This is a genomic window from Streptomyces sp. NPDC048521 (genome assembly GCF_043199855.1).
Classification (GTDB): Bacteria; Actinomycetota; Actinomycetes; order Streptomycetales; family Streptomycetaceae; genus Streptomyces.
This window is the reverse complement of record NZ_JBICWR010000004.1, coordinates 273,028-298,218: the sequence shown is the minus strand read 5'-3', so window position 1 is coordinate 298,218 and position 25,191 is coordinate 273,028. Positions and strand designations below refer to the sequence as shown.

The 25,191-nt window shown below is 70.4% G+C and carries 26 protein-coding genes and 2 pseudogenes; 15 read left to right on the top strand and 13 right to left on the bottom strand.

Annotation, left to right across the window (positions count from 1 at the left end; genetic code table 11):
• Positions 1-185: 185 nt before the first annotated feature.
• Positions 186-500: a hypothetical protein gene (locus ACGFRF_RS12325; protein ID WP_354888579.1), complete on the top strand. Its 315-nt coding sequence runs from the start codon at positions 186-188 to the stop codon at positions 498-500.
• A 257-nt stretch (positions 501-757) separates the two neighbouring features.
• Entirely contained in the window at positions 758-1,258 is a 501-nt protein-coding gene (locus ACGFRF_RS12320; protein ID WP_393738874.1) for a hypothetical protein, read from the top strand.
• Between the two features lie 478 nt (positions 1,259-1,736).
• Here ACGFRF_RS12320 and fmdA read toward each other — a convergent pair whose 3' ends face one another.
• The 3 genes from fmdA to ACGFRF_RS12305 are packed head-to-tail and all read right to left on the bottom strand — an operon-like array spanning position 1,737 to position 3,954.
• Positions 1,737-2,987, bottom strand: coding sequence for a formamidase (gene fmdA, locus ACGFRF_RS12315; RefSeq protein WP_393738872.1), 1,251 nt, complete (start codon positions 2,985-2,987; stop codon positions 1,737-1,739).
• Positions 2,988-3,015: 28 nt separating this feature from the next.
• Entirely contained in the window at positions 3,016-3,654 is a 639-nt protein-coding gene (locus ACGFRF_RS12310; RefSeq protein WP_393738870.1) for an AmiS/UreI family transporter, read from the bottom strand.
• 21 nt (positions 3,655-3,675) lie between these two features.
• Positions 3,676-3,954: an FmdB family zinc ribbon protein gene (locus ACGFRF_RS12305; protein ID WP_393738868.1), complete on the bottom strand. Its 279-nt coding sequence runs from the start codon at positions 3,952-3,954 to the stop codon at positions 3,676-3,678.
• Positions 3,955-4,159: 205 nt separating this feature from the next.
• On the opposite strand from ACGFRF_RS12305, the gene ACGFRF_RS12300 reads away from it, so the two are divergent.
• Positions 4,160-4,582 carry a hypothetical protein gene (locus ACGFRF_RS12300; protein ID WP_393739349.1) on the top strand — a complete coding sequence of 141 codons (423 nt, stop codon included), beginning with the start codon at positions 4,160-4,162 and terminating at the stop codon, positions 4,580-4,582.
• A gap of 289 nt (positions 4,583-4,871) precedes the next feature.
• Here ACGFRF_RS12300 and ACGFRF_RS12295 read toward each other — a convergent pair whose 3' ends face one another.
• From ACGFRF_RS12295 to ACGFRF_RS12280, 4 genes are read right to left on the bottom strand one after another with little or no spacing between them, the layout of a single operon-like run.
• Entirely contained in the window at positions 4,872-5,378 is a 507-nt protein-coding gene (locus tag ACGFRF_RS12295) for a GNAT family N-acetyltransferase (protein ID WP_393738866.1), read from the bottom strand.
• A 2-nt stretch (positions 5,379-5,380) separates the two neighbouring features.
• A complete protein-coding gene (locus ACGFRF_RS12290) occupies positions 5,381-5,797 on the bottom strand; it encodes an arsenate reductase ArsC (RefSeq protein ID WP_393738864.1) in 417 nt (138 codons plus the stop codon).
• A 25-nt stretch (positions 5,798-5,822) separates the two neighbouring features.
• Complete coding sequence (locus ACGFRF_RS12285) at positions 5,823-6,566, bottom strand: aquaporin (RefSeq protein WP_393738863.1); 744 nt, start codon at positions 6,564-6,566, stop codon at positions 5,823-5,825.
• On the bottom strand, positions 6,563-6,943 hold the full coding sequence (locus ACGFRF_RS12280; protein WP_393738861.1) for an ArsR/SmtB family transcription factor: 381 nt from the start codon (positions 6,941-6,943) through the stop codon (positions 6,563-6,565). The genes ACGFRF_RS12285 and ACGFRF_RS12280 overlap by 4 nt, the downstream gene beginning before the upstream one ends.
• An 80-nt stretch (positions 6,944-7,023) precedes the next feature.
• On the opposite strand from ACGFRF_RS12280, the gene ACGFRF_RS12275 reads away from it, so the two are divergent.
• Positions 7,024-7,497, top strand: coding sequence for an ArsI/CadI family heavy metal resistance metalloenzyme (locus tag ACGFRF_RS12275; protein WP_393738859.1), 474 nt, complete (start codon positions 7,024-7,026; stop codon positions 7,495-7,497).
• Positions 7,498-7,571: 74 nt separating this feature from the next.
• Here ACGFRF_RS12275 and ACGFRF_RS12270 read toward each other — a convergent pair whose 3' ends face one another.
• Positions 7,572-8,015: a hypothetical protein gene (locus ACGFRF_RS12270; RefSeq protein WP_393738857.1), complete on the bottom strand. Its 444-nt coding sequence runs from the start codon at positions 8,013-8,015 to the stop codon at positions 7,572-7,574.
• Between the two features lie 406 nt (positions 8,016-8,421).
• Here ACGFRF_RS12270 and ACGFRF_RS12265 point away from each other — a divergent pair, with 406 nt between their 5' ends.
• Both ACGFRF_RS12265 and ACGFRF_RS12260 read left to right on the top strand, forming a co-directional pair.
• On the top strand, positions 8,422-9,309 hold the full coding sequence (locus ACGFRF_RS12265; protein ID WP_393738855.1) for a prohibitin family protein: 888 nt from the start codon (positions 8,422-8,424) through the stop codon (positions 9,307-9,309).
• Positions 9,310-9,493: 184 nt separating this feature from the next.
• Entirely contained in the window at positions 9,494-10,192 is a 699-nt protein-coding gene (locus ACGFRF_RS12260; RefSeq protein WP_393738853.1) for a Crp/Fnr family transcriptional regulator, read from the top strand.
• A 375-nt stretch (positions 10,193-10,567) separates the two neighbouring features.
• Here ACGFRF_RS12260 and ACGFRF_RS12255 read toward each other — a convergent pair whose 3' ends face one another.
• The gene (locus ACGFRF_RS12255) at positions 10,568-11,089 is read right to left on the bottom strand and encodes a Pycsar system effector family protein (RefSeq protein WP_393738851.1); all 522 of its coding nucleotides are present in this window, start codon (positions 11,087-11,089) and stop codon (positions 10,568-10,570) included.
• 332 nt (positions 11,090-11,421) lie between these two features.
• Here ACGFRF_RS12255 and ACGFRF_RS12250 point away from each other — a divergent pair, with 332 nt between their 5' ends.
• From ACGFRF_RS12250 to ACGFRF_RS12230, 5 genes and pseudogenes are all read left to right on the top strand, one after another.
• On the top strand, positions 11,422-12,243 hold the full coding sequence (locus ACGFRF_RS12250) for a hypothetical protein (protein ID WP_393738849.1): 822 nt from the start codon (positions 11,422-11,424) through the stop codon (positions 12,241-12,243).
• Between the two features lie 18 nt (positions 12,244-12,261).
• A complete protein-coding gene (locus ACGFRF_RS12245) occupies positions 12,262-14,427 on the top strand; it encodes a hypothetical protein (RefSeq protein ID WP_393738847.1) in 2,166 nt (721 codons plus the stop codon).
• Positions 14,428-14,432: 5 nt separating this feature from the next.
• Positions 14,433-15,959, top strand: a complete 1,527-nt coding sequence (locus ACGFRF_RS12240; protein WP_393738845.1) for a hypothetical protein — start codon at positions 14,433-14,435, stop codon at positions 15,957-15,959.
• On the top strand, positions 15,949-17,343 hold the full coding sequence (locus tag ACGFRF_RS12235; RefSeq protein ID WP_393738843.1) for a DUF4407 domain-containing protein: 1,395 nt from the start codon (positions 15,949-15,951) through the stop codon (positions 17,341-17,343). Before ACGFRF_RS12240 ends, ACGFRF_RS12235 begins: the two co-directional genes overlap by 11 nt.
• Positions 17,344-17,507: 164 nt before the next feature.
• Positions 17,508-18,349 (top strand): annotated as a pseudogene (locus tag ACGFRF_RS12230) (slipin family protein).
• Here the strand turns inward: ACGFRF_RS12230 and ACGFRF_RS12225 are convergent.
• On the bottom strand, positions 18,282-19,484 hold the full coding sequence (locus ACGFRF_RS12225; RefSeq protein ID WP_393738841.1) for an MFS transporter: 1,203 nt from the start codon (positions 19,482-19,484) through the stop codon (positions 18,282-18,284). The pseudogene ACGFRF_RS12230 and the gene ACGFRF_RS12225 sit on opposite strands and share 68 nt — an antisense overlap.
• Before the next feature lie 83 nt (positions 19,485-19,567).
• Between ACGFRF_RS12225 and ACGFRF_RS12220 the strand changes: the two genes are divergently transcribed.
• The 3 genes from ACGFRF_RS12220 (at position 19,568) to ACGFRF_RS12210 (ending at position 22,019) form a co-directional block, all read left to right on the top strand.
• On the top strand, positions 19,568-20,578 hold the full coding sequence (locus tag ACGFRF_RS12220) for an ArsR family transcriptional regulator (RefSeq protein ID WP_393738839.1): 1,011 nt from the start codon (positions 19,568-19,570) through the stop codon (positions 20,576-20,578).
• Positions 20,565-21,065 carry a glutathione peroxidase gene (locus ACGFRF_RS12215; RefSeq protein ID WP_393738837.1) on the top strand — a complete coding sequence of 167 codons (501 nt, stop codon included), beginning with the start codon at positions 20,565-20,567 and terminating at the stop codon, positions 21,063-21,065. Before ACGFRF_RS12220 ends, ACGFRF_RS12215 begins: the two co-directional genes overlap by 14 nt.
• 69 nt (positions 21,066-21,134) lie before the next feature.
• Positions 21,135-22,019 carry a MerR family transcriptional regulator gene (locus ACGFRF_RS12210; protein WP_393738836.1) on the top strand — a complete coding sequence of 295 codons (885 nt, stop codon included), beginning with the start codon at positions 21,135-21,137 and terminating at the stop codon, positions 22,017-22,019.
• A gap of 137 nt (positions 22,020-22,156) precedes the next feature.
• On the opposite strand, the gene ACGFRF_RS12205 is transcribed toward ACGFRF_RS12210, so the two are convergent.
• From ACGFRF_RS12205 to ACGFRF_RS12195, 3 genes are all read right to left on the bottom strand, one after another.
• Positions 22,157-22,348 carry a DUF397 domain-containing protein gene (locus tag ACGFRF_RS12205; protein WP_393738834.1) on the bottom strand — a complete coding sequence of 64 codons (192 nt, stop codon included), beginning with the start codon at positions 22,346-22,348 and terminating at the stop codon, positions 22,157-22,159.
• A gap of 189 nt (positions 22,349-22,537) precedes the next feature.
• A complete protein-coding gene (locus ACGFRF_RS12200) occupies positions 22,538-23,395 on the bottom strand; it encodes a helix-turn-helix domain-containing protein (RefSeq protein WP_393738832.1) in 858 nt (285 codons plus the stop codon).
• A 256-nt stretch (positions 23,396-23,651) separates the two neighbouring features.
• Positions 23,652-24,407, bottom strand: a complete 756-nt coding sequence (locus ACGFRF_RS12195) for a GPP34 family phosphoprotein (protein ID WP_393738830.1) — start codon at positions 24,405-24,407, stop codon at positions 23,652-23,654.
• A 181-nt stretch (positions 24,408-24,588) separates the two neighbouring features.
• Here ACGFRF_RS12195 and ACGFRF_RS12190 point away from each other — a divergent pair.
• A pseudogene (locus ACGFRF_RS12190) lies at positions 24,589-25,191 on the top strand (D-alanyl-D-alanine carboxypeptidase); the annotation flags it as partial.

Here is a 25,191-nt window from a genome sequence, read left to right as displayed (position 1 = left end):
GCTGTGCTGGTCCCCGGCCTTCCCGACTCCTGTCACATTGCGCCAACTTTGGTGGAGTGGCGGGACAGTAAGCCGGGCGCCTGGGAGCACTGAGCCCTTGGACGTCTTGCAAGCCCTCGCCAATCTCCTCACAGGCGGTCGTGTTGTGGGTCACACTGGCGTCTCTGTCTTGAGTTGGGGGGACGATGAGTAGTCCGTACATCAACGCGCCGATCCGAGCCCGCATGTATGGCTCCACGCTGCACAAAGTGGTGTGGGTTGTCGTGGTAGTGCTGTCTGCCGGTTTGCTGGCGCCGCCGTTGTTCTTCATCGCGGCGAAGAGACGGGTCGTCGCCATGTACGTGCCCACGCTTTACGCCATCTTCGCCTGGGGGACGCCGATGGTCGCGTCACTGATTGGCAACGCGAAGAACTGGTCGGGTGGCGTGCTGGTGTTCACCTTGATCGTCGCGGCTGTGCATGCGGCGATCCTGGACACCGACTGGAAAGCGGCCCGGTAGTGGTGGGGTTTGCGGTCTCGCTGGTTCGGCTGATGCTGCGCTTGACCGTCGGCATGATCGACATGATGTTCTGGGCGTGCACGCTGGGAAAGGTGGACCCACGGATGCGCCGGTTTGTGTAGGGCCGCCGGGCCTACGGCGGGGCACCTCGAAGAAACCCCTCCGAGGTGCCCCATGGCCTGCTGGCTGTTGTCGATCGTCCTGCTGGCGTGGCCTGCCGAGGCTAGAGTCTGCACTGAACAGCCTTGGGGGGCTTCGTGATTCACAAACGTGCGGCCGTCGCCGCCACTGCCGTCTGCGCACTCACAACCGTTGGCTGCGGCGCCGGTAAAAGCTCCGGCCACGGTACCGAGCCCATCGCGCCAGCGATGGTCGCCGGGCTGCCCCACACGCTCGTGGGCAGCGACTACAACTCTGTCAGCCTCCTTGAGACCCAGACGCAGAACGGCACCATCACAGGCACCCTCGACGAGACGGAGGTGAAGTACCACAGCCCGGAGCATCAGCGTGCGGTCGTCACGGGAACGCTGAAGGGGTCCAAGGTCACCCTCACGGTGAAGTTGACGCTAGGTAGCACGGTCATCGCCGGCACCCTCGACGGCGACGCTCTTACTCTGCAGGTGCCGCAGTCGAACGGCCAGATTGAGGACTACGTGCTGAAGCCTGGCAGCGTCGACGACTACAACCAGCGCGTCGCCGGACTCGAGTCCGATGGCAGCCCCAGCCCGACATCCCAGCCCTCCCGAAAGTTCTACTGAGCCTTCGGCCGGCCAGTTGGGAACGCTGGCGACGTCATGGCCCGGTCTGTTCCTGCCCGTTGGTGCGCCCGTAATGGCGCCGGGCTGACCGGCCGGAGGAGCCTTTGAAAGCCTGTCCGGTGCCGGAGCTCTTCCGCTGACATCCAATGCTGACATCAACGACCCCGAACAAGGGCGACACACAACGGTCGCGGACAGCACCGACGCACGAGGCGATGGGCGATCAAGCCGCGGGCAGATCGAACTCCTAAAGCGAGTGTCGCAGGTTCGAATCCTGCCGGGGGCACCAGGGAAAAGGCCCCGGACCGATCTTGGTTCGGGGCCTTTGACGGCAGGGTTTGACGGCAGTGGTGCCTCGCACCCTCAGGACCGAGCGCCTCTCCTGGATCCGCTCCTCCCTCGCTTGCCTCGCCAGTCTCAGCGAGCCACCAGCCGCTGAACTCCTGCGGTCGGTGTCCGGCCGGGCGTCGGTGTCCGGTCAGGCCGTGGAGACCGCGCACTGGCCGCGGTCGGCCGTCGTGGGGCCGGCGGTGGTGGGCCGGACGTCGAAATCGAAGATGGCGGTGGGGAGGTACAGCGAGCAGCAGGCGTTGGGAATGTCCACGATCCCGCTGATGCGTCCCTCGATGGGGGCCGCGCCGAGGATCAGGTAGGCCTGCTCTCCGGAGTAGCCGAACCTCTTCAGGTACTCGACGGCGTTGAGGCAGGCGCGGCGGAAGGCAACCGTCGCGTCCATGTAGTAGTTGGTGTCGGTGTCGTGGTCCACGGAGATCCCGATGAAGGACATGAACTCCGAGTACCGCGGCTCGACGTTGCCCGGCATGAAGACGGGGTTGGTGTTGATGCCGTACTTCTCCATGCCGCCTTTGATCAGGTCGACGTGGAAGTCGATGTAGCCGCCCATCTCGATGGCGCCGCAGAAGGTGATCTCCCCGTCTCCCTGGCTGAAGTGCAGGTCACCGCCCGACAGCTTGGCGTCGTTGACGTGGACGGGGTAGAAGACCCGGGCGCCGCGCGTGAAGTTCTTGATGTCGTGGTTGCCGCCGTTCTCCCGTGCGGGAACGGTGCGTGCTCCTTCCTCGAGGATGCGCTGGGCATCCGATCCGGTCGCCTTTCCCGCGAGTCCCCCGTCGGCATCGGGCGCGAGCCCCAGCGGAGGGATCCGGTCGGGGTCGGTGTCGATCAGCGCCTGCTCGCGCCTGTTCCAGCTCGCCAGCAGGTCCGCGGAAGGGGCGGTGCCGAAGAGACCGGGGTGGGTGATGCCGGTGAAGCGGACACCGGGCAGGTGCCTGGACACCGCCTGCTGACCGTGGAAGTCCCAGATCGCCTTGTAGGCGTCCGGGAAGTAGTCGGTCAGGAATCCTCCGCCGTTGGCCTTGGCGAAGACGCCGGTGTATCCCCAGCCCTGACCGGGTGCGGCCCCGACCTGCTGCGGTACGGGCCCCAGGTCGAGGATGTCCACGACGAGCAGGTCCCCCGGCTCCGCGCCTTCGACGCCTATCGGCCCGCTCAGCATGTGCGTGGCCTTCAGGTCGACATCGCGTACGTCGTTGGCGGAGTCGTTGTTGCCTATCTGTGCGTCGGTCCATTCGCGGCATTCGATGCGGAACTCGTCCCCCGGGCGGACCATGGCAGCGACCGGAACATCCGGATGCCACCTGTTGTGTCCCGGAACGGTCTGATCGCGCATGGACTTGCTCTGGTCCACTGTGAACTTGACTTCGGGCATGACGGCTTCCTTGATCCTTCTGAATCGGTCACACGGATGCACCCGGGCCGGCCGGCGTCGTGGTGGCGGGCGCTGGTTGCCGCGATGCGCGGGTGAGCGGCCACAGCGCCGCGAAGACGACGACGGCGAAGACGCCCAGTGCGATGGCGGTCTCGTCGGGGTGTTTCCAGTAGCCGGAGAGCAGCAGAGCGGCGGGGATCACGCCGGTGACCCAGCCCTCGATCGCCGTGACCCAGCCGACGTAGCCGCCGAGCCTGTCCAACTTGAGGCCGAGCAGCAGGAAGAACAGGAACCACAGGAACGCCCAGTAGAGCCAGATCACCCCGAACGGGTTGTCCTTGGCGAGGTGGAAATTGACGAACGAATACCCCAGGGCGGCGACTGCCACAAAGAGCGAGTAATAGCCGACACCATCGGTTTCGACACCGGACAGGAGACAGATTCCCACATAGAGGTAGGTGAATCCGAAGAGATAAATCCCGGACGCCGCCAAAATCTTCTTGGGGTCGTTGTCGGCGGCGAAGATGAGGTACGTCGGCGTCAGCACCTGGAGTGCACCGACGAAAAGGTTGAACACCGCTGCCGAGCGGGGATCGACCTTCTTGAGGAGGAGCAGTCCGTTCAGGAAGAGCACCGCACCGACGAAGAGCAGTCCCACGTTCGCCACAGGACGCACCTCCCAAGTCCTTCAGGGACGGGGCAACTTGGAGAGCGCGGGGTGCGGTTGCCTGCGCACTCTCCTGCTGGGCGGCACTTCGGAGACCACCTCCGGGGCCTCACGGGACTGCTCCTCGCGGGCATGGACGGCGGCGACCGCCTTTGAGGTTCGCGCGAGAGACGGGGCCGAGTACACACGCCGTGCGGTGCCTCCGCAAACGGGACAGCCCGAAGACTTGGGTGCCGTGCCGATCGGCAACTTCACATCGAAGGTTCCGCAGCGGGTGCATCGATATTCGTAGGTTGCCATCAGCAGCCTCCGGCGCGTTCCTTTGTCCTTTCCAGGAGACGTCTCGTAAATCTCCGTGTCAAGTGGATGATGAACGGAAGAAGATCCATCTCACCCACACTTCCTGTGGGCCGAATCACCCTCCAAGCCCCTGGACTGGCGCAACCCGGGTCCTTAATGTCCTTAAATAAGGTTTTTCCTTCTTGGAGGTGGATCAGTGAGCAGCATGGACGCCGTATGGGTCCGTGGCGTGAACGGCATTCAGATGCATCACGTGACCGACCTCCAGGATGCGAGCAGGTTTCTCGGCAACGCCGCGATGGCGTTGCGGGCCGCACACGTGAGGACCGGCACCGACCACTACGCCGGCATCGCCGCCGAGCTCAAGAGCCTGGCGGAGCGCGTGCGGCACCTGGAGGACGAGGCGCGGTCGAAGATGCACGACCTGCACTCCACCGATCCCGAGCGGTTCGCCCGGTGCAGGGACGGCCACGAGCCGTGGCCCGGCGAGATCCCCGCGGGGTTCATTCCGCGGCACACCTGCAAAGACGAGTGCCTCTACCACGACCGCGGGGTCGTCGACGCCCTCATGCAGTGCACTTGCGGCCAGCCCCCGTGCCGCGCGTGCGAGATCGGCGGGAAGCTCTGAAGAGGCGGCTCACGGGGTGGCCGTACGCTTCTGCCGCCGGTGGCCTCGCCGGACAGCAGGTCCGCGAGCCACTCGGCGATGTCCTCGAACTGGATGCGGTCCGGCGCAGTGGTGCCCCACCTGGGGATTGCGTGGACGTCGGGAACGCCGTGATGGCGGCCCCGGTTGAACGCTTGAGATGGATCTGCGCAGCCGGCCAGGACTCCGCCACCTCGGCGAACTTCACGCGCGCGGCTGCGGGATCACGGTAGGAGCCGTCGTTGAGAGGGGACTCCGTCCTCGTCCGCTCTCACGCGATGGCAAGGCTGCGTCGTTCGATCAGGACGACGTCGCGCCATACGCCGTGATGCCGGCCGATGCGTTCGCGCGTGCCGATGATGCGGAACCCGGCCCGTGCGTGCAGAGCGAGACTGCTGGTGTTCTCGGGGAAGATGCCGGATTGGATCGTCCAGATGCCGGCGGCTTCGGTGGACATGATCAGCTCCTGGAGCAGCGCGGTGCCGATGCCATGGCCGCGTGCGGCGGGGTGGACGTACACCGAGTGTTCGACGACACCGGCATACGCGCATCGGTCGGAGACCGGCACGGCAGCGACCCAGCCCAGGACCCTGCCCGAGTCGTCGAGGGCGACGTATCTGTGCTGGGGGAGCTTGGCCGCGTCGAATTCTTCCCAGGTGGGGGCGGTGGTCTCGAAGGTGGCGTTGCCCTCGTCGATGCCGAGTCGGTAGATCGTCAGGACCTGGTGTGCGTGCTCGGCGTCCATCGCGGTGATGCGGTATGCGGTGGCCGTGCCCATGGTCAGCTCGCCGGGGCGATCTCGTCGACCAAGCCGCGGATGCGCTTCTCGATGTCGTCGCGGATCGGGCGGACCGCCTCGACTCCCTGCCCGGCCGGGTCCGGGAGTTCCCAGTCGAGGTAGCGCTTGCCGGGGAAGACGGGGCAGGTGTCGCCGCAGCCCATCGTGATCACGATGTCGGATGCCTGGACCGCCTCCACCGTGAGCACCTTGGGCACCTCGGCCGAGATATCGATGCCCCGCTCTGCCAGGGCTTGGACGACGGCCGGGTTCACGGTGTCGGCAGGGGCGGAGCCGGCGGAGCGCACCTCGACGCGGTCGCCTGCCAGGTGGGTGAGGAAGGCTGCCGCCATCTGCGAGCGCCCGGCGTTGTGGACGCAGACGAACAAGACGGACGGTCGCTCGGTGGGAGAGGGCATGGTGGGTGTCTTTCCGGGCGGCGGGTCAGAAACTGCGGGAGGCGGCGAGTTCGGCTTCGTCCTGGGCGGGGGCGGGGGCGATCGTCGCGGGTGCGGGCCGTGCGAACACGGCGGCCGCCAGGCCCAGGCCGACCACGGCACCGGCGACTTGGGCCGCGATGAACGGGCCGACCGAGGCGGGCGCGATACCGGTGAAGGTGTCGGTGAAGGCGCGGCCGACGGTGACTGCGGGGTTGGCGAAGGACGTGGAGGACGTGAACCAGTACGCCGCGCCGATGTAGGACGCCACGGCCACCGGGGCGAAGTGGGCGCGACCGGTACGTCCGAGGCCGAAGATCAGCAGGACGAGACCAGCGGTCGCGACCAGCTCGCCGAGCCACAGGTGACCGGCGGAGCGGTCGTGGCTGGACCAGTGCACCAGGGGCTCGGCGAACATGGCATCGGCCAGGACGGCGCCACCGATCGCTCCGGCCGTCTGGGCGGAGAGGTAGGCGGTCACGTCTCGAAGGGTCGGCCCGTCAGGGGTGCGCCGGCCGGTGAACCAGGCCGCGAGCGTGACGACCGGGTTGAAGTGCGCGCCGGAGACCGATCCGAACAGCGCGATGAGCACGCCCAGCCCGAACCCGGTGGCCAGCGAGTTGGCGAGCAGTTGCACGCCGACGTCACGGGTCAGCTCCGTGGCCTGGATGCCGGAGCCGACCACCACGGCGACCAGGGCGGCCGACCCCACGGCTTCGGCGAGGGCGCGACGCGCGAGTGATGCGCTCACGCGGTCGTCTCGGCCTTCTGCGCGGTGGCGAGGAACGCGGCGAGCTGGTCCAGGGTGCCAGGCAGCACCCAGTAGTAGACCCAGGTGCCTCGGCGCTCGCAGTCGATCAGGCCCGCCTGTCGGAGCAGCTTGAGGTGATGCGAGATCGTCGGCTGGGACAGCTCGAAGGCCGGGGTCAGGTCGCACACGCAGACCTCGCCACCAGCCCGCGATGCGATCAGCGACAGCAAGCGCAGCCGCACCGGGTCGCCCAGCGCCTTGAAGATCTTCGCGAGGCCGGCCGCCTGGTCCTCGTCCAAGGGTGCGGTCACCAGGCCCGGGCAGCAGGCAGCGGACCGGGTGTCCTGCCCGAGCACCACCAGTTCTTGCTTCGACATGCTTCTATGTTGACGATTCTCGATCCAAGGCGCAAGCTCTGTATCGACAGACATCAATGTAAGCAGATGGGAGTCGTGTCATGTCCCGTGCCCAGCTCGCCCTGCGCGTCAGTGACCTGGAAGCGTCGATCACCTTCTACTCGAAGCTGTTCGGCACCGAACCGGCCAAGCGGCGCGAGGGCTACGCCAACTTCGCCATCACCGAGCCCCCGCTCAAGCTCGTCCTGATCGAGGGCCGGCCGGGCGAGGAGACCTGCTTGGACCACCTCGGCGTCGAGGTCGACTCCACCGACCAGGTCGACGCCGCCACCACCCGGCTCAAGGACGCCGGCCTGGCCACCTTCGAGGAGAACGACACCTCCTGCTGCTACGCCCTCCAGGACAAGGTCTGGGTCCACGGCCCCGGCAAGGAGCCTTGGGAGGTCTACGTCGTGAAGGCCGACGCCGACACCCTCGGCAAGAGCGCCGACCCCAGCGCCACCGGCGACGGCTGCTGCACCAGCCAGGCCACCGAGGAGACCACGGCAGCGGCTGGATGCGCCTGCGGGCAGTGATCCGAACCAGCACCTGAGCAGAGTGGCCGTGCCGGGCCGGGCGTCGCGCAGCCGGATCCCCTGAGGTGGATGGCTCAGTCTCCGGACCAACCCCAGAAGTAGATCTCCTGTGGCGTCCCGTGGTCATCGTGCAGCACTGCGCAACGGCCGTACCAGCGCCGGCGCGCGAGGTCCTGGATCACCGGCACGTGTTCGCGGGTCAGCCGTTCGGTGCCGGTGACCCTTCGGGCCTCCTCGGCCGTCACCGGCTGTACGGCAAAGGCCTCGGGCTCTTCGTCTTCCCGCTGAACGTGGAAGACATCGATCACCGAGTGGGTGCCGGAGTGCTGCGTCCACTCGTCGGCCCACAGTTCGTCCAGGGTCAAAGGTCGCGGGCGGCGATCCTCCTCGGGAAGCCCGTCGGCGCCGCGTACCCAGAAGTAGTCGCCGGCGGAGAACACTCGGTGCCGCAACTCCTCCAGCGCGGCGCCGAGGTCCTCCTGGTACGGCACGTAGTAGTCCCAGGCCGAGGCACCCATCCAGGACCCCCCTCCGAGTCAGCCCCACCGCGATACCGGGTCACAAGAACGCTAGCGGTCGCCACTGACAGGCCATACAGACCAACGACAGCCTTCCTGGCAGGAGGAGAACTCATCGCGGCAGCCAAGCAGAGCGCCGCAAGCGTCTGGGCCGCCGACCGAGCGAGCCGCACCAAGGCTGCACGGTGCCGAAGCTGTTGGGCCGGCAGGCGACATCGACGACCGCGGACGACGGCGACTTACCGCGAGCACGTAGTGCCGGTCCTCGTCATCCTGCGCTCACCGAGGCTCACGGGACTCCGCGGTTCTTTCTCTGTCTGGGCTCGTACAGCCGTCACCGGAGGTCGCTACGATGCGCCGGGGCCGCGCCCAGGTGGCGCGGAAACGTTTCCGGAGGGGGATATCCGTGTTCGTGCTGTCCATCCTGCTGCTCATAGCCGCAGTGGTGCTCTTCTTCGTCGGCCGCGGCCGCACCACCCGGGGGTGGAAGCTCGGGGCGGCGCTCAGCGCCGTGGCGGGCGTGCTGGCGGGCACCTTCGCCTGTGTCCACGTCGTGAGCGCCTACGAGGTGGGCGTGCCGGTGACCTTCGGCAAGATCGGCACGCCGCTGACCTCCGGTATCCACTTCAGGTCGCCGTTCACCGACGTCACGGCCTTCTCCACCCGGCCGGTGGACCTCAACCTCAACGACAAGGACGTGGTCGAGGTCCGCTCCTCGCAGGGCGGTGTGCTGTACGCGGACGTCACCATCAAGTGGGCCGTGGTGCCGGCCAAGGCGGTGGAGCTGTACCGGCTGGCGGGCAGCGAGGAAGCCGTCGAGGAGCGGCTGGTGCTGCCGGACAGCCGCGAGATCATCCGTAACGTCTTCGCGAAGCACACCAGCGAGGAGGGTTACGCATCCGCACGTGAGCAGATCGGTGCGGAGATCGCCGACCTCGTCAAGAAGCGCCTGGCGCCACGCGGGATCGACGTCACCTCCGTCAACCTGCGCAATGTGCGGCCGTCGGAGAAGCTGCAGGACCAGATAGACAAGAAGATCCAGCAAGAGCAGGCCACCGATCGGGCCACCGAGGCGGCGCGTACGGCCAAGGCGGAGGCGGAGCGCAAGCGGATCGAGGCGGAGGGCGTCGCCCGCGCCAACAAGATCATCGAGAAGTCGCTGAGCGACAAGGTGCTGTACAACCAGTGCCTGGAGGCATACAAGGAGGCCGCGAAGGCCCACCCGGTGTACGCGGTGCCGTGCGGTACCGACTCGAACGGCACGCCGGTCATCGTGGACGGCAGCAAGAACTGACGTCCCCTTCCGTCTCCTGCCCCGGCAGCACCTTCCTCCCTGCCGGCCCGCCCGCTCTCCGTCTCTGCTGAGGCGCTCAAGGCACTCGCGCCGTATAGCGCATTCGCCTGTCTCCGGGGGCGGTAGCGGGCAGGATTCTGGGCGGCGACGGACAACGGATCCGACCGGCCGGAGGGAGCCTGCCATGGCCTACAGCTCCGCGGAGTGGCCCGCGCGCAGTCTGCTGGGGGCGGTGTCGCCCGAGGCCCGGCAGGAGTTGCTCGAACTGGGCGTGCCGACGCGGTACGAGGCGGGCGAGGTGCTGCTGAGCGAGGGTGCCCGCGACCGGCACGTGCTGTTGCTGCTGTCCGGCTTCGCCAAGGTGACGGCACGCGTGGAGAACGGGGAGGAGTCCCTGCTCGCGGTCCGCGTCGGCGGCGACAGCGTCGGTGAGATGGCCGCCATGGACGGGGCGCCGCGTTCGGCCACCGTGACGGCGTGCGGCCCGCTGTCCGCGCGGGTGGTGCAACCGGGCCTGCTGCACGCCCTGTTGGTCCGGCGTCCGGAGGTGCACCTGACCCTCACCGGCATCATCGCCGACCGGCTGCGCTGGGCCAACCGCAGGCGGCTGGACTTCCGGGGGTATCCGGCGAAGGTACGGCTGGCCCGGCTGTTGGTGGAGCTGGGCACCTCGTACGGCCATCCGGTCGAGGACGGCGTCGTCCTCGGCTGCCGGCTGACCCAGCCGGAGCTGGCCGCGCTCACCGGTGCCGCCGAGACGACCGTCCACAAGGGGCTGCGCGAGCTGCGCCGGGACGGTCTGCTGAGGACGGGGTACGGCTCGACGGTCATCCGGGACCTGGCCCGCCTCAGGGAACTGGCGGACCTGCCACCGGACGGCTGAGCCGCGCCGCATGGCCGCACAGCCGTGCCCCGTGTCAGCTGAGCTGCGCCGCATGCCGACCGAGTCGCGCCCCATGTCAGCCGATTTGTGCCACATGTCAGCCGGGTCGCGCCGCATGCCGACCGCGCCGCGCCCGATGACGGCCGCGCCGCTGTCGGTCATGCCGCTCACCGATCCAGCGGGCTCACCGGCCGACGCCCAGACCACCCCGCCCGGCGCCGAGATCACCCCACCCGGCAACTCGCCGCGCACCGGATCCAAGAGCGGTCCACCGGCAACCGGCAGTTCGAGCCCCAGCAGTCGGTCCGCCCGCCTCCACAGCCCGGCCCCCCGGCAACCGGACAGCTGGGCCCCGCCCCGGAACCCGTCCGCCCCTCAGCCCAGCACCGGACGCAGCACCACCAGCAACCCCGCGCTCACTCCCATCACCGCCGTGCACGTGACCGCGGCGGTGACGCAGCGGTACTTGTGGACGGCCACCTGGGAGAGGAAGCGGATCGTCTGGGACAGTTCCCGGCGCTCCTGGTCCGGGGTGCCGTCGCCGGTGGGGTGGGCGGGCAGGATGTCGGGGCCCGAGGCGAGGTGGACGAAGCTGTAGCGGTTGGCGCCGGTGGGGCGCAGCACCCGGGGGCGCAAGGTGGCGGCGAGGAAGCCGGCGCCGGCGAACATCCCGCACAGGAAGAGGGCCAGCAGGGCCCCGGCGAGCACGCCCGTCGCGCCGCCCGCCAGGGCGGTGCGCAGGGCGGGCGGGCTCCAGGAACCGGCCGTGCCGACCAGGGCGGCCTGGGCCGCGGCCAGGATCCCGGCCTTGGTGTCGGCGTGTTGGTGGGTGGTCTGCAGGGAGGTGAACATGAACTGCGCGGGACGGCTGTCCGCACGGGTACCGGTGGACGGCATGCGGCTCGCTCCTTCGGCTGCCGGTGGGCTGAGGGTCACCTCCAGTGAGCCCGGAAAGGGGTCGCAAGACCCGGGATTTCTGCGGGTTTCACCGCGCCGACGGGCCACTTTGGTCACCAACGGGCCGAACCCGCCCGTAACTTGCGTTGCCCCCGGTATGTTTCCGCATCTTTCCGCATCCCGTATTTCGACGGGGTTCGCGGCGCACGGGGCGTGTACGACTGGCTTACCGGCGTCCGCGTACCGGGGGAGCGGACGCCGGTGTGTTCCGGAGCGCGCCCGGCCCACCGTCCCGGGGGGCGGCTCCACTTCAGTGAGCGGGGAGTTCGAGCATGGGTACGTTCGGTCGCAGACTGCTGCTGGCGGTCGACGCGAAGGGGTACGGCGGCGTCGACGTGGTGACGCAGCGGCAGTTGCAGGAGGCCATTCAGCGGTTGCTGGGCGAGGCGGCCGTCGCGGCCGGACTGGCGCGGGAGCGGTGGGAGACGCAGGTCGGCGGGGACTCGGTGTTCGCTGTCCTGCCGGAGGGGGCTTCCGAGCCCGACCTCGTCGACCCGTTCATACGCCATCTGGACGCGGGGCTGCGCGAGTTCAACCGCAACCGGGTACGCGAGGCGTGGCTGCGGCTGCGGGCCGCCGTGCACTTCGGTACGGCCGCGCCGGCCGCCAACGGTTTCGAGGGCCGGGGTCCGGTCGAGATCGGCCGGATACTCGACAGCAAGGTGCTCAGGGCGGCCCTGGCCGCGGCACCGGAGGCCTGCCTGGCCCTCGCCGTCTCCGCGACCGTCTTCAACGACGTGATCGGCGAGGCGTACACCACCATCCGGGCGCAGGACTTCCGTGAGGTGCGCATCGCGGAGAAGGAGTACGCGGGGCGGGCGTGGATCTGGGTGCCGGGGTACGACGCGAAGTCCCTCGACCTCGGCGGCGAAGGCCTCGGCGGGGAGAGCGCCGGCGGGGTCGTGGGCGGCGCACTGGACGCCGGCGGTGCGGTCGCGACGGGAGCGCCTGGGAGCGCGGGGGGTGGTACGGCGGATTCCGCGCGCCCCCTGAATGCGCCCAGTGCGCCAACTCGCGCTTCGGACACGGTAGTTCAGGTGTTCAGTGGCGGAACCATCAACGCCCACGGAGCCGTCTTCGGGATCTCCAAGTGACCTGAGTGACGGCTGAGGATGAACACGGAACACAGCGAGCAGAGCGCCGAGGGTGAGGGCGGGCCGCGGGCACGGGAGGCGCAGGACGCGCCGGACGCCCCGGGCGAGGCGGAGGCGAAGGCCCCGCCGGACCCGCCCGAGCCGCCGGCCGCGGAGGAAGCGGAGCCCCAGGGCGAGCCGCAGCGGGACGCGGCCGCCCCGGCCCCCGGCACTCCCCCGGGCCAGGTGCACCACAACAACGTCAACCAGTTCTTCTACGGAGAGCTCAACGCCTCCCGGACCCTCTTCGGCATCGGCACGGCCGACTCCGACAACGCCCGCCGGCGCGCCGTCGGCCGTCTCGACGCCGGGGAGGCGGACGCGATCCTCGCGCCGTACGTCAAGCCCTCCCGCTGCTTCGAGGAGGCGGCGGACGCGCTGGCGCGGGACGGGGTCGTGGTGCTGGTCGGCCCGCCCGGCTCGGGCAAGCGGTCCGCGGCGGTGGCGCTCGTCGCCGAGGTCGCCGAGCGCACGGAGTACGTCGTGCTCTCCCCGGGCCGCAGCCTGGACGACCTCGCGGGCGGGCGGGTCGCGTTCGAGAAGGGCGTCGGCTATGTGCTCCTCGACCGGATGGACGAGGACGCCTCCCAGACGGCGGACTTCGACTGGCGGCGGGTGCGGGACACCGTCCGCGAACACGGCGCCCACCTGGTCGTCACCACCGTGCACCCGGCGGACGGCGGCCCGGTCGAGTCCGTGCGCCACGTGCCCTGGCGGTTGCCCGACCTCGCGGCCGTGCTGCGGGTGCGGCTGGTGCGGTCCGGGTGCGCCCGGGACGCCGTCGAGCGGGCCGTCGCCCTGATGCCCGCGGGGTGCGGGATCGCCGAGGTCGCCGCGGCCGCCGAGCGGATCGCGCGGGGCGCCGAACCGGCCGGGGTCTGGCAGGAGTACGGCAGCAGCGCGGCACAGCCGGTGCGCGACTGGTTCGCCCGCGACCGTACGCCGCAGGAGTGGGCCGAGGTGACCACGCTGGCCTTCGTCAACGGCGCCGGCTACCGCGACTTCGAGACCTGCCAGGAACGGCTGGAGTCCTGGCTGGTCCCGGCCTTCCCGGCCCCGGTCAGCGAGGTGGAGCAGGCCGAGGCCGCCCGGCAGACCGCCGACCGTCGGCAGTCGCTGAGCCGCAATGCCCTGGTCGGCGTGGAGGAGCGCAAGGACGGCGCGCTCACCCGCACCGCGCTGGTCTTCCCACACTCCCACTACCGGCAGTGGGCCCTGCAGGAGCTGTGGACCAAGCGCTCGACACCGTTCTGGAACGGCGTACGGGACTGGCTGACCGAACTGATCGGCACGCAGCCGGGCCTGGGGATGCAGCTGTCCGTCGCGCAGGGGCTCGCCCTGCTCACCCGGCCCGCCTTCGACGAGGTCGCCGACAACTACCTGCGCCCGTGGGCGCGCGGTGCCGCGGGCCCCGCCGGGCAGTCCACGGCCACCCTGGTGCTGCAGTGCATGTGCCTGGACGAGAGCCTCGCCGCGACCGCGCTGGGTGTCGCCCGCGACTGGGCCCGCTCGCCCGACCCGGCACTGCGCTCGACGGCCGCGGCGGCGTTCAGCGGGGCGCTCGGTGTGCGCTTCCCCACGGACGCCGTCACCATCCTGCTGCGGCTGATCGTCCGCCGCGGCGGTCTGCCCGTGGACGCGTCGTTCGCGCTGGCGGGTCTGGTCGCGGTCCTCGCGGAGTGCGGGCAGGACACGGGCGCGGTGTTCCGGCCGCTCGCGTACCGGCTGCGGGCCCAGCGCGGCACGCTGACCGGGCAGCCCAAGGAGAACACCCTCGACGCCGTCCTGACCGTCCTGCGGGCGCGGGACGCGCGCACCGGCCGGCGGATGTGCGCCGGGGTCCTGGAGCGCGAGCCCCGGCAGACGGACACGATCGGCGAGTTGTGGGCGGGCGTGCTGGAGAACCGGCCGCGCCGGTCCCTGGCGGTGCACGGTCTGTACGCCACGCTGCGCGACCTGCCGGCCGTGGCGGCGGACCCCACGGAGGTGGCCGGGCGCTTCGGCCGGTCCCTCGGTGCGGCCCTCCCCCGCGGTGACCGGCCGCAGCTGCAGAAGGCACTCCGGCAGGTCGCCGCGCGTGCCGACGAGGTGACCACCCCCCTGATCGACACCTTCCTTACCGCCGTACCGAGCACGGAGGACTGACAGGCATGGCTGAGAGGTACCCGCTCGTCGAGCAGCGGGAGTACGGGCGGCCGGAGAAACGCGGCGGCATCCTGAAGAAACGGGCGATGCGGGACGACGACGAGCTGCCCCGGCTCGCCGCGCACCAGGTGCGGGTCTTCCGGGTCGGCGAGGAGTACGTCGAGGACCAGGGGCAGCTCGGCGCCGACGACCCGGTGGTGGTGGGGGCCAGCTCGGTCACCGTCGTGGACCGGCGGGTCGAGGTGCCCGTGCTGGTGGAGACCCGGATCCCGTCGGCGGAGGCGGGCGAGTTCACCGTACGGGCGTGGTTCTACTGCACGGTCACCGACCCGTGCGCCGTGGTGCGCGACGGGGTGACCGACGTGGAGGCGCTGCTGCTCGCCCATCTGCGCGAGGTGCCCGGGCTCACCGAGGACGGCAGCGATCTGCTGTTCGTCGACTCCGCCGCCGTACGCGCCCGGATCGACGCCCGGCTGACCGCGTACCACGAGATGCGCCCGGCCGTCGTGTCCGGGATGCGGGCCCGGCACGGCCTGATCGAGGTCCTCACGCCGGCGGAGATGTCCGCGATCGTCGAGGACATGGCGCGCGAACGCCGGGAGCGGGAGCGCGACCGGCAGCGCGAGGAGCTGGAGCAGCAGGCGGCCCTGGACCGGGCCCTGCGCGAGGCCGAGCTGGAGCTGAAGCGCGAGGAGATCCGCAACCTGAAGGCGCTGCGCATGGAGCGCAACCGGCAGGAGGAGGAGCTGGACAAGGAGCGCAACCGGCAGGAGTTCGACACGCTGCGCACCCGGTACGAGCGCCTCAGCGGCGCGGAGCAGCAGGAGCACGACCTCGCGCTGGAGGGGCAGCGCAACCGGTTCACCCGTGCCGAACTCGGGCAGGACTTCGAGCTGATCGGCTCCGACCCGCTCGCCGCCGCCTTCCTGGCCTGGCGCAGCGGCGACATCGACGCCGACGAGGTCTTCAAGCGGCTGCACGCGGCCGAGAAGGACCGGCACACGCGCCAGGACGACCGTCTCCGCTTCGACCGCGAGGAGGAGCTGAGGCGGCGCACCCTGGACCGCGACGACCACCGCTGGGAGGTGGAGCGCGACGACCAGCGCAAGGAGCTGCAGCGCAGGGAGCAGCGCGACGAGGCGGCCGCCGATCGCGCGGAGGAGGCCCGCCGCTGGGACCTGGACCACGAGGACCGGCTGCGCCGGCGCCAGGAGGACCGCGCCGACGCCGAGCGGCTGCAGCGGGACGAGCGCGAGTGGGCGAAGGAGCAGCTGGCGGCCCGCGCCGACCTCACCCGGCAGGCCATCGACCGGGGGCTGTTCGACAGCACGGCCTACGACGCGGGCGCCTTCATCAACAGCGTCGGTGACGTGTCGTACAACCAGCGGCAGCGGGAGGCGCCCGCGGCGGACGTGAAGGGCGAGCTGCACCGCAGCCCGCGGCAGGCCCCGAAGGACGCGGCGGCCGCACCCGAGGGCGAGGACGACGACGGCTTCGACCCCGCCAACCAGGAGGCACACCTTGGCAACTGACACCCCGCTCCACGTCGCCGCCGACGCCTCCGTCGATGCCTGCGTCGATGCCTCGGTCGGCGCTTCCGCCGACGCCTCCGCCGACGCCGACCGGGGTTCCGCCCGCCCGGCGCCGCTCGTGCCCGGTCCGGCGGCTCGGCTGCGCCGGCTGATCGGCATCGAGGAACCGCTGCTCGCCTGGGTGCCGGAGGAGCGCACCCGCTACACCTGGTACGGCGCGCTCGTGGTGAACACGGCCCTGCTGGGTGCGCTCTCCATGACCCTGGCGCTCGCCAGCTTCCGCTCCGACCTGCCGCTGCCGGCGGTCATGGCCGTGGCCGTGCTCTGGTTCTGGGTGATCCTCGCCCTGGACAGCTGGCTGGTCTCCAGCACCCACGGCACGACGGTCAAGAAATGGACGCTGGGGATCCGCTTCTTTCTCTCGGTGCTCCTCGGCCTCTTCATAGCCGAGCCGATCCTCTTCCAGATCTTCGACAAGGAGATCCGCCAGGAGATCTCCGTGGGCAACGAGCAGAAGGTGGCCGAGTACCGGGGCATGCTCGTCTCCTGCAACCCGACGGACGGCGCGTCCACCACCGGCCGCCCCGCATGCGGCCGCTACCAGCTGAAGGTGGCGGGCTCGCCGGCGGAGCTGGCCCGGCAGATCGAGAGCAACACCGCCCGCGCGGCGGCGCTGCGGACCCAGGTCGACGCGATCAACAAGACGCTCGGCGACAAGATGGCCACCGAGCAACGGCTGTGCGGCCCGAAGTACTGGATCTGGCGGAACGGCGTCCGGGACGTCACCATCACCTGCGAGCGGGCCCGCAAGGCCACCTCCGAGTACCGCGCGAGCAGCAAGATCGAGACGTACGAGAAGCAGCTCTCGGACCTGACCAGCACGTCCCAGACCCTGGCCGCCCGCAAGGACAAGGCGGCCGGCGACTACCAGCCGCTGCTGCAGAAGGTCATCGACACCAAGACCCGGCAACGGGCCGCCGACCTGGACACCGACGGCATCCTCACCCGGGCCCACGGCCTGAAGGAGGTCGCGCGGTCGGACGGCTTCGCCCTCTTCCTGACGGTCGTCCTGCATCTGCTCCTGCTGTGCCTGGACGCCATGCCCGTCCTGGCCAAGGTGCTCAGCGGCGCCACCACCTACGACACCCTCCTCGGCGCCCGCTGCACGGCGAGCCGCCGGCTGTACGCCGAGGAACTCCAGGTGCAGCAGGCCTGCGCGCGGCTGGAGCACGAGGTGCAGCGCCACCGGGTGGAACAGGACGCCACCGACCGCATGCGCCGCCTGGAGCACGAGTACCAGCGGGCCCAGGCGGAGCGCGCGGCGCGGGAGCGGACCGAACTGGAGGCCAGGATGGACCGGATCCTGCGGGCCCGGCGGGCGTAGCCCGGCCCGCGTGCCGGGGCGCCGGGGCGGCCGCGCGGCCGCCCCGGCGACACCGCCGCCGTTTTCTTCACGTTTCCCTGACGCCCGGGGCGCATCCGCCGGCCGCCGCGGTGTCCTCCCCGATGTCCGCGACGGACGGACGTCGCGTCGGAGATGGGAGTGCCATGGAAGGCACCGTCGTCACAGTGGTGGTCGTGGTCCTGCTTCTGCTGCTCGTGCTCAGGAGCGGGATGCGGGTCGTCAACCAGGTGGAGCGCGGGGTCGTGTTCCGGTGGGGGAAGGCGCTGCCCAGCTACCGGCAGCCGGGCATCACCTTCCTCGTCCCGTTCGCCGACCGGATGCGCAAGGTGAACGTACAGGTGGCGACCATGCCGGTGCCGACCCAGGAGGGCATCACCCGGGACAACGTGTCGGTGAAGGTGGACGCCGTCGTCTACTTCCGGGTGACCGACCCGGTGCGCGCGGCCATCGAGGTGCAGGACTACGTCTTCGCCGTCGGGCAGGTCGCCCAGTCCTCCCTGCGGTCCATCATCGGCAAGAGCGATCTGGACGACCTGCTCAGCGACCGGGAACGGCTGCACGAGGGGCTCGCGTTGATGATCGACAGCCCGGCCGCCGGCTGGGGGGGGTCCACATCGACCGGGTCGAGATCAAGGACGTCCAGCTCCCGGAGTCGCTGAAGCGGTCCATGTCGCGGCAGGCCGAGGCCGAGCGGGAGCGGCGGGCCCGGGTCATCACGGCCGACGGTGAGTTCCAGGCCGCGCAGCAGCTCGCCAACGCCTCGCGGATCATGTCGGACACGCCCGAGGCCATGCAGCTGCGGCTGCTGCAGACCGTCGTCGAGGTGGCCGCCGAGAAGAACTCCACGCTGGTGATGCCGTTCCCCGTCGAACTGCTGCGGTACTTCGACCGGGCCGCCCAGAAGATCGGCACCGAGATCAGGACGGAGACCGTTCCGGAGCAGGCCCGGCAGCAGGCCGCACCAAAGTCAGTCGAGCAGCCGTAGCCAGCGCCAGGGTCACGCACACCGAGCCCGCCGCCATCGCCGTCATGGCAGCGGCGGGCGAGGTGACCTGGGCCACCGTCCCGGCCAGTGTGGCGCTCAGGCCCTGCAGGCTCAGCATGCCCGCCGAGTGCAGCCCCAGGGCCTGCCCGGCCAGTTCACCGGGGGTCAGCTCCATCAGCCGCTCCTGCTGGACGAGGCTCGCGCCGAAACCGGCGGAGGCGACCGTCACGCACATCGCCGCCACGGGCAGCGGCGGGTGCGCGAAGAACACCAGGTACGGCGTCGCCAGCAGAAGCAGCAGCGGGGTGGCCAGCCGGCGGCGCACCGCGGGCCGCAGCAGCCGGCCGACCGTCACGTCCCCGGCGAACATGCCGAACGCCCCGCAGGCGAACAGGGTGCCGGCCGCGTGCGGGGCGTACGAGACATAGAGGGACTCGCAGCCGACGACCATGCCGTTGGGCAGCCACAGCCCCAGATAGGTGAGGCGGCGCGGCCGGGAGGACCACAGCAGGGCGTTGGTGCGCCAGGTCGCCGACGGGGAGGGGCGGCCCGCGGCCCGGGGCGGGCGGCTGCTCAGGCCGAGCCACAGGACGAGCCCGGCCGTCAGATACAGGGCCGCCGCGAGCAGCAGGCAGACGCGCGGGGAGAACGCGGCGAGCAGGGCGCCGCCGGTGGCGTAGCCGGTGATCTGCATCAGACCGCTCATCATGTTGAACAGCGAACGGCCGGGGAGGTAGCCGTCCTTGCTGAGGACCTCGTTCAGCAGGCCCCAGCGGACCCCGCCGCCGAGCGAGGCGACCAGCCCCAGCAGCAGTACGACGGTGAAGAGGGCGCCGGTCGGCAGGCCGGGCAGGGCCTGGACCGCCGTACCGGCAGCGAAGGTCAGCGCGATCGCGGCGAGGGCCGTGCGCGGGGGCAGCCGGTCGGCGCCGGAGAGCAGGAAGGTCGCGCCCAGCACCTGGGCCAGCGAGGGGCCGAACATGCTCACCGCCGACAGCAGCGGGGAGCCGGTCGCACGGTAGACGAGCGTGGCGAGGGCGAGTCCCCCGACGGTCCCGGCGGCGTTCTGGGCGGCGGCGCCGAGGAACAGCGGGGTGAACTCCGGGGTGCGGAACAGGGATCGGTAGCTGGGCATGTCCGGAGTCTCGGGCGGCCCGGCGCGGGCCCGTTATTGTTTCGCGGTACCGCGAAAGGTCGTCCGGCCGTTGGGGGGATCCCTTGGGATGGTGGCAGCTCAACGCGGACACCCTCGCCCGCAGCCGGTTCGTCATCTCCCCGCTCGCCGAGACCTTCGCCTGCCTGAAGCTGCTGCACGCGGGCGAGGGCGCCCACCCCGGTGAGCAGGAGTGGCTGCGCGCCCATCTGCCGGGCTACCGGGCGCGGCTGGCCGCGGACCCGGTGACGGCACGGCTGGTGCGGGCCGGGCTCGGCCGGGACTGGATCGCCGACTTCCTCACGCCCGCACCCCGCGACGGCGAGAGCTTCCCGGAGGGGATCGCCCGGGTCCGCGCCACCCGTCCCGCGGACGCCCGCGCGCACCTGCGCACCTCCCTCGCCGGTCCGCTGCCCGCCGTACTGGACCGGGACGACCTGCCGGAGCGGGCGGCCGTCCTGCTGGAGTGGATATGGGCGCAGGCCGTACGGCCGTCCTGGGGACGGCGCCGGCGGGTGCTGGAGGCGGACGTGGTGGCGCGGACCGCGCAGGTGAGCCAGGGCGGCTGGGCGAGCGCGCTGGACTCCCTGCGGCCGGGCGGGACGCGCTGGCTCGGCGACAACCGGTTCCAGGTCAACGCGCACGAGTATCCGCCGCGCGAGATCTCCGGCGCCGAGCTGGTGTTCGTGCCGGTGACCGCGCAGCGGACGGGGTGGGTGTCCTGGGAGGAGCGGGAGCGGTACGCCGTGGTCTATCCCTGCACCGGTGTCCTGGCCGGCGTCGGCGCCCGTGCGGTGCCCGAAGGTCTGGGCGCCCTGCTCGGGACGGCCCGGGCCGGGGTGCTCGTGCTCCTGCGCTCCCCCATGAGCACCAGCCAGCTGACCGCCGTGACCGGGCAGGGGCTGGGTTCGGTCGGGCGGCATCTGAAGGTGCTGCGGGAGGCGGGGCTGGTGGAGCGGCGGCGGGCCGGGCGGTCGGTGCTGTACGTGCGGACCGTCGCCGGTGACCTCCTGGTCGAGGCCGGACAAGGGGTCCGTAACCCGCCGCGGCTAGCATCCGGGCATGACGACTACTGACCACAACGTGCTGGATGTCGAGATCGGAGCCCTCACCGGCGGCTCCGCGAACCTGCCGCAGTACGCGGGCAAGGCCGTGCTCATCGTGAACGTGGCCTCCAAGTGCGGTCTGACCCCGCAGTACTCGGGCCTCGAGAAGCTCCAGGAGCGGTACGCCGAGCAGGGCTTCACCGTCCTGGGCGTGCCCTGCAACCAGTTCCTCGGGCAGGAGCCCGGCACCGCCGAGGAGATCGCCGAGTTCTGCTCGGCGACGTACGGCGTGACCTTCCCGCTGACCGAGAAGGTGGAGGTGAACGGCGAGGGCCGGCACCCGCTGTACGAGCGGCTCGTCGGCTTCGCCGACGCCGAGGGCCACACCGGGGACATCCGCTGGAACTTCGAGAAGTTCCTGATCGGCCGCGACGGCGAGGTCGTGGCGCGCTTCTCGCCGCAGACCGAGCCGGAGTCGGCCGAGGTCGTCGCCGCCATCGAGGGCCGGCTCGGCTGAGCACGGCTTGACCTTGTCCCTGGGACAAGGACGAACGTCCTTCGTCACCGGGCGGAGAGGAACCGCCCGGTGACGGAGGATGGCACGGTGAACGAGGAGCTGCTCACCATCGGCGCGTTCGCCGCGCGGGCCCGGCTGTCGGCCAAGGCCCTGCGGCTGTACGACCGGCTCGGCCTGCTGGCACCGGCCCATGTCGACGAGACCAGCGGCTACCGCTACTACCGCGCCGACCAGGTCGACCGCGCCCGTCTGGTGGCCATGCTGCGGCAGCTGGACATGCCGCTCGCCCGGATCGCCGAGGTGGTCGGGGTGGAGGGCACCGAGGCCGCCGACCGGCTCGCCGCCTACTGGGCGGACGTGGAGGCCCGGGTGGCCGGGCAGCGGACCCTCGCCGAGTACCTCCGTGGACGACTGTCGGGGAGGAACTCCGAGATGTACGAGAAGTTCATGATCGAGACCGTGGACGTACCGGCGCAGGTCGTGATCACCGAGTCGCGGCACACGCTGGCGGACGAGCTGCCGACCTGGATCGGCGCGTCCCTGGGGCGGCTGGAGGCGGCCGCCCGGGAGTGCGGGGGCGTCACGGGTGCGCCCTACGTCGTCTACCACGCCGAGGTGTCGATGGAGAGCGACGGACCGGCCGAGTCCTGTGTACCGGTGGCCGACGAAGCGGCGGCCCGGGAATGGGCCGAGCGGCAGGGCCGTGCCTGGGAGACGAGGGTGCGGGTGGAGCCGGCGGCGCGGCTGGCCTACACGCGGATCACCAAGGCGCAGGTGGCCCACCCGCAGATCCTGGCCGCCTTCGAGGCGGTGGAGCAGTGGATGGCCGGGGAGGGCCTGGAGATGGCGGGCCCCTGCCGGGAGGTCTACTTCGCGGACTGGGAGGCGGCTGGGCCCGAGGACGCGGTGTGCGATGTCGCGTTCCCGGTGTCGCGGTACACAGGGACGGCGTGACCGTGCCCTGAACAGAAGGTGCCCTCTCGGCAAGGACGGCGACTGGTCGAGAGGGCTCTCCTGGTGGTGCCTGTGCAGTTGTGGTAGCCGGACTGCGTCGTCCGGCGTGTCTAGGGACGAGGGTCAGGGAGGACCCCTTACGCCTTCACCGAGGTGACGAAGGCGTTCCACGCGTCGGCGGGGAAGGCCAGGATCGGGCCCTCGGGGACCTTGGAGTCGCGGACGGCGAGTTCGGCGGTGGTCGGCGACTTGACCTCGACGCAGGCGCCGTTGCCCGCGGAATAGGAGGACTTCATCCACGTCTCCGAAGCGCCCTGAATCAGTGCCATGTCCACTCCTGTAGCGAGTTGCGGTAGTGCGGTTCACGCCAACCTTGTCGTCTGATTGGCGTGATCGACGCTACCGGGCAACTGCCCTCGCCGGAGGAGTCGTTCACTCGACCGGATGGCATATTCCAGGTGAGCCTTCCACTGGAGTGGATCGACGGTGTACGATCCCGCGCCCTCTGTCACAACAGCTCATTCCGCGTAGGCTTTTGCCTGTTCCGCAATGAACTGCCGGGATTGCTCCACATTGAGGGACTGTGCCCGCAGATGCTCGTACATCACGGCGTACTTCTGCACGTCCTGCGCCTTCTCCAGGTACAGGTCGCTGGTGACGCCCTCCAGGTACACCACACTGGAGTCGGCCGCGTCCGTGAACTCCAGGATCGCGTACTGGCCGTTGAGGCCCGGGTGCGCGCCCACCTCGAAGGGCAGCACCTGCACGGTGACGTGCGGCAGCTGCGACATCTCGATCAGGTGCTCCAGCTGTTCCCGCATCACCAGCTTGCTGCCCACGACCCGGCGCAGCGCCGCCTCGTCCAGCACCACCCACAGCCGGAGCGGGTTGTTCTCGGCGGTGATACGTTCCTGTCGGCGCATGCGCACCTGTACGCGCTTCTCGATCTCGGCCGTCGACGTCTCCGGCAACGCGCCCTGCACCAGGGCCTCCGCGTAGGCGCGGGTCTGCAACAGACCGGTCACCAGCTGTGGTTCGTACACCCGCAGCGACTCCGCGTCCGTCTCCAGGCCGATGTACACGCTGTACGGGATGTCCCCGAACGTGTGCCACCAGCCCTGCTGCCGCGAGTCCCGGGCCATCTCCATCAGCGAATCGACGATCCGCTGGTCCTCGACCTCATAGACCCCGCACAGATCACGCACATCGCGCTGGCTGATGCTTCTCCGGCCGTTCTCCAGCCGGCTGATCTTCGACTGCGACACCAGCAGCCGCTCCGCCACCTCTTCGGCCGTCATGCCCTTGAGCTCACGGAGCCTGCGCAGCTCCTGGCCCAGCCGGCGTCGCCTGACGGTGGGATTGACATTGGACGCCACGGGACGTGCACCTCCGGCTGCCTGCCTGTTGCTTAACACTTTGCGTATCTGCTGTTGAGCAGACTGCCACCAAGGGGCTTTCTACCGCTGGCAAACGGTGGATATGCGGCGCGTACGCGTCAGTTCGGGCACAGACTCGAACAACAGGGGCTCCTGGGGACGCAGTCGAGCGGGGCGGCGAGATCATGGGGATCTCACCGCCCCGCTCGAACCAGCGGCTCCCGAACCGGGTCTGTGTGGGGACCGGGGGTACGGCTCAGTGGGCCACGGCGCGTGCCATGGACCCGCGGTGCGGCTGCATCGGAACCCCGCGTGCGGGTTCCGCGGCGGGCCTGGGTCCGGGCGCGGCCTGCCGGCCGGCCGAGGCCGGGCCACGGCGCGGCTGTGCGGCCGCACCGTTCTGCACGTCCATCACGGCGTGCGCGACGAGCCCGCCCATCGGATCGTGCCGGATCAGGTCCCGCAGCCGGGACCTGGACGAACGCCCCTCGTTGCCGGGGTAGAGATGCTTGCCGAGCCCGACGGCGTGCGCCAGGGCGGCGAGCGCCGCGGTCCGCGGGTCCGGTGGTACACCGGTGCGGATCGCGGAATCCAGCCGGGCTCGGATCTCCCGGCTGATCTCGTTGTCCGTCGCCTGATAGCGCGTCGTCGGCAGCACTCCGCACATCTGGCCGGCCACGGCATGCACCATGCCGCACCGCTCCAGATGCGAGAGGTACGTCTGGCGGAGCCCCAGCCGGGGCCCGCCGATCCAATGGACGGCACGCACGGGAGCGCCGCGCCTTCGCAGCAACTCCAACGCGCAGTCCAGAGTCGGATCTCCTGTCGGCCGTGGTACCACCACGGCGATACGATCCCCGTCTGGGGCTATCCGTCCGGCCAGCGCCAGCTCCACTAGCTGTGCTCCGGCCAGACCGAGGTCGAGCGACTGCGGCTGTGCAGTGGTACCCGTGGCCGGGTCCAATGCCAGCAACAGAAGCTCCTCCGGAAGTGTTCTGCGGCTCCTGCCCATCCATGCCTCCCCGCGTGGATGAATGACAGGGTGACCCCTCTCACATTGGTCTGTCGAGGGTGCGTGACCGGTTCGTGAGGGAACCGGCAGGTATGTCGTTCTCGTCTACCGCAGGGGCCAAGCCCTCACACAGGACACTGGTACATGGTTCGGACAGGGCGCGCGTGTAGGCGTGCGGCGCATGGAGGAGGCATCGGTGGCGGGCGAGTCCCCCGACAGGTCGAAGCAGCGCGAGTCGTCGGCGGAACCGACGTCGGGGAGCGCGGGTTCGGTTCCCGAGGCGCGCGATCCGCGTCTCGCGGTCGCCCGCGAAAAGGATTCCTCGAGCGGTGGCACGGACACCACGACGAAGGTGCTTTCGGTACGGGACGTGAAACGCCGGACGGCGACCACCGAGCCGACGCAGGCCGACGCCCCGCCGGAAGTTGAGACGGCCGACGCCGAACCCCAGGAGACGCCCAAGGAGGACGCCGCCCTGCGCGAAGCGGTCTCGGCATGGGTACGCGGGGCGGCCACGGACGCGGACGCGGAGAAGCGGCGTCAGGAGCCCGACGCGACTGCAAACACACCGGAGCCGGCCACGAACACCGACGCCGGTTCGAAGGCCGACGCCGGTTCCAGGGCCGAGGTGGACGAGAAGGCCGACGCCGACTCGAAGGCCGAGGTGGAGGAGAAGGCCGACGCCGACTCGAAGGCCGACGCCGGTTCCAGGGCCGAGGTGGACGAGAAGGCCGACGCCGACTCGAAGGCCGAGGTGGAGGAGAAGGCCGACGCCGACTCGAAG

Bases quoted from the DNA above. Each gene is read 5' to 3' on its own strand.
- ACGFRF_RS12325 (WP_354888579.1), top strand. From the start codon at position 186: ATGAGTAGTCCGTACATCAACGCGCCGATCCGAGCCCGCATGTATGGC.
- fmdA (WP_393738872.1), bottom strand. From the start codon at position 2,987: ATGCCCGAAGTCAAGTTCACAGTGGACCAGAGCAAGTCCATGCGCGAT.
- ACGFRF_RS12305 (WP_393738868.1), bottom strand. From the start codon at position 3,954: ATGGCAACCTACGAATATCGATGCACCCGCTGCGGAACCTTCGATGTG.
- ACGFRF_RS12300 (WP_393739349.1), top strand. From the start codon at position 4,160: ATGGACGCCGTATGGGTCCGTGGCGTGAACGGCATTCAGATGCATCAC.
- ACGFRF_RS12295 (WP_393738866.1), bottom strand. From the start codon at position 5,378: ATGGGCACGGCCACCGCATACCGCATCACCGCGATGGACGCCGAGCAC.
- ACGFRF_RS12290 (WP_393738864.1), bottom strand. From the start codon at position 5,797: ATGCCCTCTCCCACCGAGCGACCGTCCGTCTTGTTCGTCTGCGTCCAC.
- ACGFRF_RS12280 (WP_393738861.1), bottom strand. From the start codon at position 6,943: ATGTCGAAGCAAGAACTGGTGGTGCTCGGGCAGGACACCCGGTCCGCT.
- ACGFRF_RS12275 (WP_393738859.1), top strand. From the start codon at position 7,024: ATGTCCCGTGCCCAGCTCGCCCTGCGCGTCAGTGACCTGGAAGCGTCG.
- ACGFRF_RS12270 (WP_393738857.1), bottom strand. From the start codon at position 8,015: ATGGGTGCCTCGGCCTGGGACTACTACGTGCCGTACCAGGAGGACCTC.
- ACGFRF_RS12260 (WP_393738853.1), top strand. From the start codon at position 9,494: ATGGCCTACAGCTCCGCGGAGTGGCCCGCGCGCAGTCTGCTGGGGGCG.
- ACGFRF_RS12255 (WP_393738851.1), bottom strand. From the start codon at position 11,089: ATGCCGTCCACCGGTACCCGTGCGGACAGCCGTCCCGCGCAGTTCATG.
- ACGFRF_RS12250 (WP_393738849.1), top strand. From the start codon at position 11,422: ATGGGTACGTTCGGTCGCAGACTGCTGCTGGCGGTCGACGCGAAGGGG.
- ACGFRF_RS12245 (WP_393738847.1), top strand. From the start codon at position 12,262: ATGAACACGGAACACAGCGAGCAGAGCGCCGAGGGTGAGGGCGGGCCG.
- ACGFRF_RS12240 (WP_393738845.1), top strand. From the start codon at position 14,433: ATGGCTGAGAGGTACCCGCTCGTCGAGCAGCGGGAGTACGGGCGGCCG.
- ACGFRF_RS12225 (WP_393738841.1), bottom strand. From the start codon at position 19,484: ATGCCCAGCTACCGATCCCTGTTCCGCACCCCGGAGTTCACCCCGCTG.
- ACGFRF_RS12215 (WP_393738837.1), top strand. From the start codon at position 20,565: ATGACGACTACTGACCACAACGTGCTGGATGTCGAGATCGGAGCCCTC.
- ACGFRF_RS12205 (WP_393738834.1), bottom strand. From the start codon at position 22,348: ATGGCACTGATTCAGGGCGCTTCGGAGACGTGGATGAAGTCCTCCTAT.
- ACGFRF_RS12195 (WP_393738830.1), bottom strand. From the start codon at position 24,407: ATGGGCAGGAGCCGCAGAACACTTCCGGAGGAGCTTCTGTTGCTGGCA.